Origin of the sequence: Mesorhizobium newzealandense, assembly GCF_042682145.1 — a bacterium.
Classification (GTDB): domain Bacteria; phylum Pseudomonadota; class Alphaproteobacteria; order Rhizobiales; family Rhizobiaceae; genus Mesorhizobium; species Mesorhizobium newzealandense.
The window spans coordinates 16,559-28,591 of record NZ_JBHUGZ010000016.1 but is presented as its reverse complement, the minus strand read 5'-3'; the positions used below and the strand labels follow the sequence as shown (position 1 = coordinate 28,591).

Here is a 12,033-nt window from a genome sequence, read left to right as displayed (position 1 = left end):
CACCGAAGCCATCACCGCTACCGAGGCGTGCCTTCTTTCTCTCTCGATGAGACCTTTCTGCTCGAGGAAATGTCGCTGTCACACCAGCTGTGCGCTGCTTGTGCGACGTCTGTCTCGCGGGGCTTGATTCACTCGCCTCGAAACCCTCGACCATACGGACCTCAATGTTTTTCGAGCGAAAGGTCACCGGTCCTCTCCGGCTGCTCGTAGAGCGATCTGTCGAGGCTCGGAGCCACCTTGAACCGTTTTCGATAGGCACGGCTCAGGCTTTCGCTTGCCGGGAACCCGCACATCAGGGCGATGTTGCCCACCCGCTCGCGTGAATTCCGCAACAGATTGCGAGCACGATCCAGGCGTAGTTCAACGTAGTACGCTTGCGGCGATTGCCTAAGGTGCCGCTGGAACAGCCGACGGAGCTTCCATTCCTTGGCCTCGAGGCGGTTGGCGATCTCCTTGATCGGAAGCGGCGATTCCATGTTCGCGAGCATCATGTCGATAGCTTTCGCGAGCGCCCGGTCGAGGCGAGGTATCGACCAGTCAAACCCGAAGGATCCATCCGCCCGTTCCGATTCCAGAGGTCGATAATTCAGGATTTCGGCGACGCGCCGTGCCAGCCGTTTGTTTTCGTAATGGGCGATCATGGCCAGCGTCATGTCGATCGTTACGACTCCACCGGCGCTTGAACAGCGATCATTGTCGAGATCGAACAGACGATCGGCGAAGAAGGCTTCACCACGGCTTTCACGGAATCCGACGATCGCCTCGTGGTGTGCGGCGGCAGGCCGCCTGTCGAGAAGGCCCGCTTCGGCGAAGATGAGAGCTCCGGTATCGACGCAGCCCATGAGGCATCCAGACCGCGCCCGGCGCCTCAGCCAGCTCAACACCGCATCGGTCTTCATACGGTCCGGGGCGTAGGAAGCCAGCAGGATCACGGCGTCAGTCGCCTGCTCATCGAGTCCGCCTTGGATCTCCAGCGCATGGCCCGAAGACGACCTCGGCGTCGTTCCGTCTATGCTCAGGATGCGCCAGCGGAAGACTGGTCGATGGCTTTCCCGATTCGCCAACCTCAATGGTTCGGTGACGAGCGAAAGCGAGAGAAGCGGGAATCCTTCGCCGATTAGGATGGTTACCAACTTCATGTTCGTTCAGCTCATCTCTTATCCGTTCGGATCATCCGAAAAGTCTGTCCCGTCGGCAAGCTCCAATTCGGCGGAAACCGGGTCGCGGAATGCCTACGCCCTGAACTCCGGAAGCTGCGTCGCAGCCTCCGGTTGACAAGTCACTGGCCCCACGAGCTTAGACCGGGCGTGTCTTGCCTCAAGCTGACATCTGTTCGAACGCATCAAGGGTCCTGGCTGAGTAGACAAGTTCGGCGCCAGCATTGAGCGCGATCGCAACACCCAAGGCTTCGGCCAGCTCTTCCTTGGTCGCGCCGTGGGCGATCGCCGCTTCAACATGGCTTGCGATACAGCCGTCGCAGCGCGTGGTAACGGCCACGGCAAGCGCGCGACACCGGCGGAACGATCTAACAAATCCCGTCTCCTCGACGATCAGGACACAATCCTCATCGCCCCAACGCCTCCACCACTAATCGCGAACCGCGTCTCGGAGCCGATCCGCGTTCCAATGGCTGCGTCCCAACAGCGACTGCATCCGAGGGCGATGTCACGGTAACGGCTTATGAGGAGCCTCGCGATAGACACACTTGCATGAACACCTCGCCGATCAGCTACAAGCGCCATCGTTTCCCACCTCAGATCATCGCCCATGCGGCGTGGCTCTACTTTCGGTTTCCGCTGAGCCTGCGCTTGGTCGAGGAAATGCTGCTGGAGCGCGGCATTGTCGTCTCCTATGAAACGATCCGCCGTTGGGGAAACAAATTCGGGCCCGACTACGCGCGTCGCCTTCACCGCAAGAAGCCCAGCCGGAACGATGTGTGGCACCTAGAGCGCGTCCGGTTTAATCTGGGTCATAACCTGCGGCCTTGAAGTAGTTCTGGCATTCGGCTGGGGTGAAGAGGTCGACGAGCGATCCGACGGCGGTCCACAGGGCTGTGATTATCCTCTCGGCTTTGGCGCGCATAAGAGCCTTGAGTTTTGAGAAGGCGTTTTCGATCGGATTGAAGTCGGGGCTGTAGGGCAGCAGGAACATGAGCCTCGCGCCGGTCGTCTCGATTGCATCGCGAACGCCGGCGGCCTTGTGGGCGGGAAGGTTGTCCATCACGACGATGTCGCCCTCCGACAGGGTCGGGACCAGCACCTGCTCGACATAGGCCAGGAATACGTTGCCGTTCATGGCGCCGTCATAGACGAACGGGGCGGTCATGCCCGTCAGCCGCAGTGCGCCGGTAGTGAAGGTGGTGGTTTTCCAATGGCCGTGCGGCACGCCCGCCCGGCAACGCTCACCGCATGGCGCACGGCCCCGCAGCCGGGCCATCTTGGTCGATAGTCCAGGGTGAGTAGGCCGGAGGAATTTCACCTGCCGGCCTCTCGCAGAACGGTGCGTGAACCTCTCGATTCACACCGCTCCCATCAGGTAAACGTGTTCGTTCCGAACGCCTTCCAATGCACGAACAGTCCCGGATTTTCCTTCGCCAGCTTTCGCAAGAAGAGACTGGCGCGTGTCTTGTGGGACTGAAAGCGCTTGAACTTTCGCCTGATCCAAGCCCTGAGTTTCTGATTAACGTAATCAGCCAGAGTGGACAGGGCCGAACGACTGTACCGTCCATAGTAGGCAATCCATCCCCGGAGGAGCGGATTGATCTGTTTGGCAATTTCGGTCAGCGTCCCCGGCGTCTGCCGCGGGATGTTCAAGCTTTTGATCGTTGCCCGCATCGATTTGAGCGCCGTCGGACTGACCGCAGGCGTGTAACCACAGAAGAACTCGTCCCGCTGTGTGTTCGCTACCCGTCGCGGCCTGAACTGATACCCGAGAAAGTCAAACGTCGGATACGCCTCTCTGCGCCGTTGATCCCTGCAGTAGACAATCTTGGTCTTTGTCGGATGCATCTGAAGTCCGCACGCTGCCAGCCGAGAACTCAGCTCCGCCTTGAGGGCTTCGGCTTGTTGCTCGCTCCGGCAATGCACGAGACCATCGTCGGCATATCGACACCATGGAAGTTCGGGATGCGTCCTCGTCATCCAGAGATCAAATGCATAGTGCAGGAAAAGATTCGACAAAATCGGGCTAACCACGCCCCCTTGCGGGGTGCCGCGTGTGCGCTCCATGACTTCTCCCTTCTTTTCCATCGGCGCTGTCAACCACCTTTCGATGTAGAGCAGAGCCACTTGCACTTCACGTCCTTTCTGACCGCCTTCAGCAGGAGATCGTGCGGAAGATTGTCAAACAGCCCTTTGATGTCGAATTCCAAAACCCAATCATACTTCCAGCACCGCTGACGCGTCACGCCGACGGCATCCAGAGCCGATTTTCCCGGTCTGTAACCGTAGGAGTCCGGAAGAAAGAGGGAGTCCAGATCCGGCTCAATCATCTGCTTGATCACCATCTGCGCGATTCGATCGCTGACGGTGGGCACACCCAAAACCCTTTCGCCCCAGTCTTCTTCGGAATGGAGACGGCACGCACGGGCGGCGGAAAGTAAGTCCCCGAAGACATCCGATTCCAGATCTTGTAGAGATTTCTCGCAAGGTCTTTCTCAAACATCTCCAGAGTCTGCCCGTCCACCCCGGCTGCGCCACGGTTGGCTTTGACCGCTTTGTAAGCTTCGTACACTCGACGTTTCTCAATTCGAAACGGCTTGTCTGTCGTACTTTCCGAAGTCATCCTGTTTCCAGTTGTTTCAAACAATACGACCACCTGATCCGACCCCTTTGCTCCGACCCCATTACAGGGCCTTCAACGCTCATACGGGTCGGTCCGCCCCAGTCTCCCGCATTGGTACTCTCGCCTTGCGGTTTGCTCCGCTTGAGCATCTCCCTTCGCATCAGGAGCCTGGTTCCTGCAGTTCCGCATGAAAGCCTATGTCCAACTCACGCCCCCTCTACGCCGGTCGCCGCCCGCCCGATCATCAGGCCCCCGGCGGACTTGTCCCAGGATGACGAAACGGTCCTGGACACTTAAGTTCATAACGACGCGTCCTCGTGTCGATGGCGTTTGAGAACCGCGTATAGATGGCGCCGAGAGGGAATTGATGCGGAATTCGGCTCGGAGTGGTGCTGAATGACGCTGATGATCTGATTTGGTTGGGGATGAGAGCGCGGGATGCGCCGACAGGAGCCCGGAGGGCGACTGAGGCGCATCCCGCGCTGCGTCCGCGCATGCTACATGTGCGGAGCGCCGCAATCAGACATCGACCCACTACCACGTAAACTCGATGTCCTATCCCAACGGCCCGTGTGAGGGACTTGCAGGTCCCCGGGCACTGATGCCGACTGGTTCACGGTATGCGCCAGCATAATGGCATTGGCGCATTCCGTCGAGCTTTTCCCCGCAATCCCGACGGCGTTCCGAGAGGTTCGCCGCCGCAATGCAAACCGGTCGTTTCTTTCTCTGCGCACGGTGCCGCTCACAGGTCTTGCTTTGCCGGCATTGCGATCGGGGTCAGCGCTTCTGTGGTTCTGACTGCGCCCATGAAGCCCGCCGTGACAGTCTGCGTGCGGCGGGGCTGCGCTACCAGAACACCCGCCGGGGCCGCTTTGCCCACGCCGACCGCTCCCGCCGATATCGCCAGCGCTGCAAAAACAACGTGACGCATCAGTCTGCACCTTGTCTGCCGGATGGTTCACGACTGAACGCGCCCCTGATCGACGGCACCGTCGCACTGGACGACGTCACCGCTGAAGCGGTGCCATCGATCCCTCCGGCTCCGTGCTGCCGGCGCTGCAGTTGTCGGCTGCCGCCGTTCTTTCGCGGCGGCTTCGTGCGTCGCCGAGGGGCCTATGTCCGTCAACACGACTATGGAGACCCAACCGATGACCATATCCGCCGAGAAGGAAGCGATGATCCTGCGCCTGTACCACGTTGAGAGGTGGCGCTGTGGAACGATCGCAACGCAATTGCATTGCCACCATACGACGGTCTTCCGGGTTCTGAAGGAGGCCGGTCTGCCCCGCCACAGGCCGGTGATACGTCCCGCCGAGATCGACCAGTATCTGCCGTTCGTCCAGCGGACGCTTGAGACATATCCAGACCTGACCGCCAGCCGCCTGTACGGGATGGTGCAGGAGCGCGGCTACAAGGGCTCGTCCTCCCACTTCCGGCATATGATCGCGCTCCACCGTCCGCGCAAGGCTGCGGAAGCGTTCCTGCGTCTGCGCACCCTGCCGGGCGAGCAAGGCCAGGTCGACTGGGCGCATTTTGGTCACATCGAAATCGGCAAGGCTCGCCGCCCGCTGATGGCCTTCGTCATGGTGTTGTCCTACTCGCGCGACATCTATCTGCGCTTCTTTCTTGATGCCCGCATGGAAAACTTCCTGCGCGGCCACGCCGGTGCGTTCAACGCCTGGAATGGTTTGCCCAGGGTGCTGCTCTATGACAACCTTAAGAGCGCTGTGCTTGAGCGTCACGGCGATGCCATCCGGTTCCATCCGACACTTCTGGCCTTCGCGGGCCATTATCGCTTCGAGCCCCGTCCCGTCGCCGTGGCGCGGGGCAACGAAAAGGGCCGCGTCGAGCGCGCCATTCGCCACATCCGGGAAGCCTTCTTCATCGCCCGCAAGTTCAAGGACCTCGACGATCTGAATGCCCAGGCCGAACAATGGTGCCGCAACCAGGCCGCCGACCGGCCATGCCCCGAGGACCGGACGATGACGGTTCGTCAGGTGTTTGCGCAGGAGCAGCCCATGCTTCTGCCATTGCCCACCAACCCGTACCCCATCGAGGAGCAGATCGCCGCGAAGGTCGGAAAGACACCCTATGTCCGCTTCGACCTGAACGATTACTCGGTTCCCCATACTCATGTCCGGCGCACGCTCACCGTGCGCGCCGATCTCGCCCAGGTCCGGATATTCGATGCCGCCACGATGATCGCCAGCCACCGCCGCAGCTACGACCGGGGCCAGCAGATCGAAGACCCCCGGCACCTCAAGGCGCTCGTCGCCGTCAAGCGCGAAGCGCGCCAGCATCGGGGCCTCAACAGTTTGACGCGCGCCGTGCCGGCCTGCCAGAAACTGATGATCCACGCCGCCGAGCGCGGCGCCAATATCGGCGCGATCACCAATGCCATGCTCAAACTGCTCGACCTCTACGGCGCCACCGAACTCCAGGCCGCCGTCGAAGATGCCTTGCAGGCCGGGGCCTCTCATTCGAGATCGGTTCACGTCGCGCTCGAACGCCGCCGGATCGCGCGTGGCGCTCCACCGCCGGTCGAAACAAGGCTGCCGGAGCATGTCCGCAAAAAGGATACGGTCGTACAGCCCCACAAGCTCGACCGTTACGATCAACTCACTTGCGCAGGCAACGACGATGAATAATCCCGGCATCCTGTTCAACCGCGCCAGGGCGCTGCGCCTCAATGGCCTGATCGCCCACTGGGACGAAATCGCCGACGCGCCGTGGCTGGCCGCCGTGCTTCAATGGGAGGAAGAAGAGCGCTCCGACCGCTCATTGCGGCGACGCATGCGCGCCGCCAGGCTTGGCCACTTCAGGCAACTGGCCGATTACGACTGGAAATGGCCGCGTCGTATCGATCGCGCCGCCATCGAGGAACTGATGACGCTGTCCTTCGTCAAGGAGGCCGCCAACATCGTCCTTATCGGCCCTAACGGCGTCGGCAAGTCCACGCTCGCTCTTAACGTCGCCTACCAGGCGCTGGTCGCCGGCCATTCGGTCCTCTTCCGCACCGCCAGCGAAATGCTCGGCGAGCTCGCCGCCATCGACAGCGATTCCATGCTCCGCCGAAAGCTGCAGTACTATGCGGCGCCCGATATCCTGGTCATCGACGAGGTCGGATATCTCTCCTATTCCAACCGTCATGCCGATCTGCTGTTCGATCTCATCAGCCGCCGATACGAGAAACGCTCGACCATCGTCACCACCAACAAGCCCTTCGCGCAATGGTCGGAGGTCTTCCCCAATGCCGCCTGCGTCGTCAGTCTGGTCGATCGCCTTTTGCACCATTGTGAGGTCATTCCCATCGAAGGCGATTCTTACCGCTTCAAGGAAGCCTCCGAGCGCTCGAAGGCGCAGCGTCAACAACGCACCAGCCACCCCGCTGACGAAAAGGAGCCTGCAGCATGACCGGAAATCCTCATCAGCCGTCCGGTCTCGGGCGTGGAATCCAGTTCATCGTCAATGCCGAATGGACACCCGAGCAAGCAGCCGCCGTCTTCGAACTCCTCGACGATCTGCGAGACTGCATCTGGAGCCGTTACGCTCCCCACATCCAGCAGTTTGTCCGTCACCAACAAGCCCCTGACCATCAGCACCCTTCCAGCGACGAGCAGACAGGGCAAAAGCCCCATCCTCTCGATCCCTCCTGGTAAAAAATACAAAGCGGCCCCATCGGGCCGCTTTCTCCTCCACAATCCTCGGCACCATTTGTCCGCGCTTTCTCGCAGCCGTTAACACGTGAGCAGCACCGCATCGCGCAATGCTGCCTCATCTTCGACGCGGCCTGCCTGCTTTGCCGTTACCGCGGCCGCCGAAATTGCCAGGCGCTGCCGCCAGGCGCCGACCCACCGCTCCTGCCGGCGGACGACCGCATCGAGCATGCTGATGGCGGCGCCTGCGACGAGCGCGATGTCCTCGACATCTTTTCCCGCAAGGCTTTGCGCATCCGGGACAGCGCGGCGCAGCCAAGCCGGCACCGTTGCCGGCGGCGCGGCCGACGGGGCACCGGCGAGCGTGGCGTAGTGGCGCGGAGAGAGTTTGGGCGGCAGAATCATCGTTGAGCAGCATGAGTCAGCGCGGCGCTTTTGGCAATCTGTTTGCGCGAAATCCGCCGCACCTGTCGTGACACAAAAACGAACGATAATGTTGCATTATCGTTCGTTTAAAAAAAATCCCTAAGCCGGCTCAGGGACGCGCTTTTCGACCGGAAATGCTGAGAATTTCGTCTGGGAGCCAAGCCGCCGACAACCGCCAAGCTTCGTCACGTCGTCTGGCCTTTTCGGGTCGGCGGCTCCCAGCTGCCGGCCCAGGTCGATGGCAACGACCACGGGTCATTCCATCGCAACCCAACCCTAGCGCATTCTTCCCCTTTCCGCAAGGTCGCTTCACTCGCTGTCCGCTGCCCACAATTGCTGGGAGGCTCATCAAACCCGGCTCGATCGCATGGCTAGCGCTTTGAAACCACGAGGAAGTTTTCCCGCGTGTGGCCGAGTTCGCCTGACGATCGGGCCCGCGCCCAGCCTCCGGACAGGTCGCGCAGCACGCCGAAATTCACGCCCGTCGGGCCTCCGGGCGACATCTCGCGCATGCTTGTGCGGCCAGATGATTCGGGTTTCTTGGGCCTGTTTCAGCGGGCAGGAACCCCGTGCGCGACCTACCGCCATTTTTGATTTTTGAATCGGTTTTCGTGAGACTGCGTGCATGCCGTCCGCGCCTGTGTCCCCCAAACCATTGATTTGCAGGCACTTGCTTCGCCGAAGGCCTGCACGCCGGTTGTCACGCAGTCTCACGAAAACTGAATCAAACCGCGCTGCCAGGCCCCTTTTTTTGTCACGTAGTCTCACGATTTCCGATTCACTCCCGGATCCGATGGTCGACACAGGCGCTGGCGCCCGCGGGGTGGAGGGATCCGCATGACATCCGCGCGCAACAACCGGACCACGTCTGAAGCTGGCGCGAGCGATCTGAAAAGCTCTAGCACCGGTAGAAGATCACCCGCACCGATGGCACAAGCTGGTTGAGGTAATCGAAATCCCGGATATTACCAGTCAGGACCGTCGCCCCGAGCAAAGCGGCCTGGTGGAAGATCAGCGCATCGTTGAGAAAGCGGCGTTCGTGCCCCTGCCCCGTCGGCAGCCGGGTCAGCCGGAACAACAGCCCGGCAAGCATGCCGGCGCGTCCCCACTCGGTGACGTCGGGAGCATGAAGCCGATGCGCCGGAATGTCCTCGATCGTGTCCTCAACCACCTTCAGGACCGCCTTCGTCGTGGCGTGGGCCGGGTCGAGTCGACCAAAGACATGGGTGAGTTCGGCAAGGCAAACCGCCGAGTGGTGACAGAGCCGATAGCTGAGAAGCTCATCGACCGCTTCGGGCGAGCGTCCCTGCAGGACGTCCAGATAGACACTCGTGTCAAGCAGAAGGACGCCGCCAATAGGCGGCTCGTCCCCTGCCCAGGACAGCGCGGAATCCGCTCGCCGTTCGAGCCCGGCGGTTCGCGCTTGCGGCTTGAGGGAACGCAGCGCGTTCCGCAGATCAAACGCCAAGATCGATGTCCGCGGGGATGCTGCCTTTGCGACCCACAAGGCGGGGGCCGAAGTCATCCTCAAGGGCCAGCCGCGACAAGGCAAGCTCGAGGAGTTCGGTGTCGGAGCTGACATGAGCGCGCTTCTTTGCGGCCTCGATCAGTTCCGACGACACCCTGCCTGAGAGGCGCGTGTTCTTGGCCGCGCCGAGAAGGCCAACCGCCCTCGCCTGTTCGAGTGTCAGGCGATTGCGAGTGCGAGCGGCCCGTTCGTCGTTTTCGGCGGCGGCGCGTGTGGCCATGATCGTTCTCCGGACGTTGAACGAAATATAAAGACTGTTGAACGCGTATGCAAGCCGGGTCGCCTGTTGGCAGCGTGGCCGCGACCTCACACTTGTGCCGCAGCCCGCGACGGACCGGACGGAGCTTGCGCGGGCAATGGCCCGTGCGACGAGCAACAAAGTGCTGCGCGTTTTGCATGTGATCGTTGGTGGACAAATCGGCTCGCAGATCGCACCTTGGGTCGCACAGAATCGTGCGCCATGACGTTCCCGGTAACGAGATTGATGGGCAATCCCCGCCATTTTATGAAACACACCGATCCGGCCGATACCGATGATTTGCCGGACATTGTCGATCTCGTGATGGAGATGGGCCATCCGACGCCGCATGAACCGCGCGGTGGCGAAGAGGGAGCCCCCTCCCCTCCCCTGCCGGTTCGAGCAAAGGAACAAGACCGGTTGCCTGGGCATCTCGAGCGCCTGGCGGAGCGCGCCCGCGATTATGTCGAAGCGGCGAGCTCAGCCAACACACGTCGCGCCTATGCCTCGGACTGGAAGCATTTTTGCGCCTGGTGCCGTCGCCAGTCTTTTGAGCCGCTGCCTCCGGACCCGCAGATCGTTGGGCTCTACATCACGGCGCAGGCCTCGGCGCCAGGAGCAGGCAAAAGGTCGGTGTCGACGATCGAGCGCCGCCTGTCCTCCTTGACCTGGAACTATACGCAACGCGGCCAACCGCTCGATCGCAAGGATCGCCATATCGCCACCGTGCTGGCTGGGATCCGCAACAAACACGCCTCCCCTCCCCGGCAGAAGGAAGCCGTGCTGCGCGACGATCTGATCGCCATGCTGGAGACCCTTGACCGCGGCACGCTGCGGGGCTTGCGCGACCGCGCCATGCTGCTCCTGGGCTTCGCGGGCGGCCTGCGGCGCTCCGAAATCGTCGGCCTCGATGTCGGCCGCGATCAGACTGAAGACGGCAGCGGCTGGATTGAATTTTTCCCGGACAAGGGCGTGCTGGTGAATTTACGGGGCAAGACCGGCTGGCGCGAGGTCGAGGTCGGCCGCGGCTCGTCCGACGCCACCTGCCCGGTCGTCGCCCTGCAGACATGGCTGAAACTTGCCCGTATCGCGCATGGGCCGTTGTTTCGTCGTGTCACCGGCCAGGGCAAAGCCGTCGGTGCGGATCGCCTCAACGACCAGGAAGTCGCTCGCCTCGTGAAGCGGACGGCTTTGGCCGCCGGCGTGCGTGGCGATTTGTCGGAGGGCGAGCGCGGTCAGAAGTTCTCGGGGCACTCATTGCGTGCAGGGCTGGCATCCTCGGCCGAGGTCGACGAGCGCTATGTGCAAAAACAACTCGGCCATGCCTCGGCTGAAATGACGCGCCGCTATCAGCGCCGGCGCGATCGTTTCCGTGTCAATCTCACCAAGGCCAGTGGACTGTAGGGCGCAAGCGCCCTCCCCTGCCCTTCGGATGCGGACAATGCGTTATCGCCAGGATAGCTGGTCCTTCGGCAACCGGCCGCTCGGGTCGAATACGGTTATCCTGTGCGGCAGATCCGGACCCCAGTCCCAAAGGACCAGGTTGCGATCCTCCATCTCAGCCCCCGGCGCGAAGCTCGGAACCACAATGCCGGCAATATTTCGAGGTCGCAACCGGTCGTAGATGGACCAGGACGCCGGGCGCTCTCCGTCGCTGAGAGCAGTCGCCCAGGCGCAGGCCATCTCTTCGAGCGTCACAGAAAACTCACCCCTCCCCTCTTGCGTTGTCAGATCCGCGATGTCGTCACAATCGATCTCATAGGAGCAAAGCACGCACGGATCGATCCGCTGTGCGAAGCCCTGGTTGGCTTCCTTGATCGCAGTCATGATGGTCAGTGCCAGATAGAGTGCCGGCACGCCTTTGGGATTGAATCGGGCGCCTCGGCTCGCCGCTCCTTCGCCGGAAGTCGGCTTGAATGCCCAACGTGGATCGTGTGCGCGGTAGCAGGTTCTGACGACCCTCACGCAAACCCGCCAACGGCCATGTGATCGAGATAATCACGGACCGCTGCAGCCTTGCCGTCCTTCACCAGCGCCTCAGCGGTGCGTCCGCCAAATGCTGGAAGCGGCTGAGCCCGATACCAAGCCATCGCCTGCTCCTTGCCACCCGCCCAATCCGTTACGCGGCTGATGATCTCGAGCATTTCCCGCAGACGCCCCTGGGTCTTTACCGTGGTGCTACGCTCTGACCGGTAAAGGGTCTCGCGCGCAAGACCGGCAGTCTGGGCTAACTGGCCTTTGGACATGCCAAAACCGTCCGCGACCTGCTCGATCGCAATCTTCCCATTCCGGTCCATGTAGGACAAAATGAGAGGTCCGTTCTGCTCTGGGATCTTGAGTGCATGGGCCACGGTATTCACCCTACCATATCGAGAGTCATATTTCTTGTGCAAAAGATATGG

The 12,033-nt window shown here is 61.5% G+C and carries 10 protein-coding genes and 5 pseudogenes; 5 read left to right on the top strand and 10 right to left on the bottom strand.

The features are described 5' to 3' along the window. Positions 1-161 precede the first annotated feature (161 nt). Both ACFSOZ_RS23080 and ACFSOZ_RS23075 read right to left on the bottom strand, forming a co-directional pair. On the bottom strand, positions 162-1,139 hold the full coding sequence (locus tag ACFSOZ_RS23080) for a GlxA family transcriptional regulator (RefSeq protein WP_095081528.1): 978 nt from the start codon (positions 1,137-1,139) through the stop codon (positions 162-164). Positions 1,140-1,317: 178 nt separating this feature from the next. Further along, positions 1,318-1,518 (bottom strand): annotated as a pseudogene (locus ACFSOZ_RS23075) (carboxymuconolactone decarboxylase family protein); the annotation flags it as partial. Between the two features lie 191 nt (positions 1,519-1,709). Here ACFSOZ_RS23075 and ACFSOZ_RS23070 point away from each other — a divergent pair. Next, positions 1,710-1,970: pseudogene (locus ACFSOZ_RS23070) on the top strand (IS6 family transposase); the annotation flags it as partial. Here ACFSOZ_RS23070 and ACFSOZ_RS23065 read toward each other — a convergent pair. Together ACFSOZ_RS23065 and ltrA are read right to left on the bottom strand one after the other, a co-directional pair. Continuing rightward, positions 1,960-2,451 (bottom strand): annotated as a pseudogene (locus ACFSOZ_RS23065) (IS630 family transposase); the annotation flags it as partial. The pseudogenes ACFSOZ_RS23070 and ACFSOZ_RS23065 sit on opposite strands and share 11 nt — an antisense overlap. Positions 2,452-2,531: 80 nt before the next feature. Continuing rightward, positions 2,532-3,783: pseudogene (gene ltrA / locus ACFSOZ_RS23060) on the bottom strand (group II intron reverse transcriptase/maturase). Between the two features lie 1,148 nt (positions 3,784-4,931). Between ltrA and istA the strand changes: the two are divergent. Genes istA through ACFSOZ_RS23045 form a run of 3 tightly spaced genes read left to right on the top strand, consistent with a single transcriptional unit; the run spans position 4,932 to position 7,442 of the window. Continuing rightward, a complete protein-coding gene (istA, locus tag ACFSOZ_RS23055) occupies positions 4,932-6,431 on the top strand; it encodes an IS21 family transposase (protein WP_379092803.1) in 1,500 nt (499 codons plus the stop codon). Continuing rightward, positions 6,424-7,197, top strand: a complete 774-nt coding sequence (gene istB, locus ACFSOZ_RS23050; RefSeq protein ID WP_095090157.1) for an IS21-like element helper ATPase IstB — start codon at positions 6,424-6,426, stop codon at positions 7,195-7,197. Before istA ends, istB begins: the two co-directional genes overlap by 8 nt. Beyond that, positions 7,194-7,442 carry a hypothetical protein gene (locus ACFSOZ_RS23045; RefSeq protein ID WP_095090367.1) on the top strand — a complete coding sequence of 83 codons (249 nt, stop codon included), beginning with the start codon at positions 7,194-7,196 and terminating at the stop codon, positions 7,440-7,442. The genes istB and ACFSOZ_RS23045 overlap by 4 nt, the downstream gene beginning before the upstream one ends. An 84-nt stretch (positions 7,443-7,526) precedes the next feature. On the opposite strand, the pseudogene ACFSOZ_RS23040 reads toward ACFSOZ_RS23045, so the two are convergent. The 4 genes and pseudogenes from ACFSOZ_RS23040 to ACFSOZ_RS23025 form a co-directional block, all read right to left on the bottom strand. Next, positions 7,527-7,844: pseudogene (locus ACFSOZ_RS23040) on the bottom strand (DUF1403 family protein); the annotation flags it as partial. Between the two features lie 392 nt (positions 7,845-8,236). Continuing rightward, positions 8,237-8,368: a hypothetical protein gene (locus tag ACFSOZ_RS23035; RefSeq protein ID WP_379101735.1), complete on the bottom strand. Its 132-nt coding sequence runs from the start codon at positions 8,366-8,368 to the stop codon at positions 8,237-8,239. Between the two features lie 395 nt (positions 8,369-8,763). Next, complete coding sequence (locus ACFSOZ_RS23030; protein ID WP_379101734.1) at positions 8,764-9,333, bottom strand: type II toxin-antitoxin system VapC family toxin; 570 nt, start codon at positions 9,331-9,333, stop codon at positions 8,764-8,766. Next, positions 9,323-9,613 (bottom strand): hypothetical protein, encoded by a 291-nt coding sequence (locus tag ACFSOZ_RS23025; protein WP_120017802.1) that lies wholly within the window; start codon positions 9,611-9,613, stop codon positions 9,323-9,325. The genes ACFSOZ_RS23030 and ACFSOZ_RS23025 overlap by 11 nt, the downstream gene beginning before the upstream one ends. Before the next feature lie 342 nt (positions 9,614-9,955). Here ACFSOZ_RS23025 and ACFSOZ_RS23020 point away from each other — a divergent pair, with 342 nt between their 5' ends. After that, positions 9,956-11,035, top strand: a complete 1,080-nt coding sequence (locus ACFSOZ_RS23020) for a site-specific integrase (protein ID WP_379102009.1) — start codon at positions 9,956-9,958, stop codon at positions 11,033-11,035. A 42-nt stretch (positions 11,036-11,077) separates the two neighbouring features. Here ACFSOZ_RS23020 and ACFSOZ_RS23015 read toward each other — a convergent pair whose 3' ends face one another. Together ACFSOZ_RS23015 and ACFSOZ_RS23010 are read right to left on the bottom strand one after the other, a co-directional pair. Then, a complete protein-coding gene (locus ACFSOZ_RS23015; RefSeq protein ID WP_120017800.1) occupies positions 11,078-11,596 on the bottom strand; it encodes an RES family NAD+ phosphorylase in 519 nt (172 codons plus the stop codon). Continuing rightward, positions 11,593-11,982, bottom strand: a complete 390-nt coding sequence (locus ACFSOZ_RS23010) for an MbcA/ParS/Xre antitoxin family protein (protein ID WP_120017836.1) — start codon at positions 11,980-11,982, stop codon at positions 11,593-11,595. The genes ACFSOZ_RS23015 and ACFSOZ_RS23010 overlap by 4 nt, the downstream gene beginning before the upstream one ends. Positions 11,983-12,033: the final 51 nt, after the last annotated feature.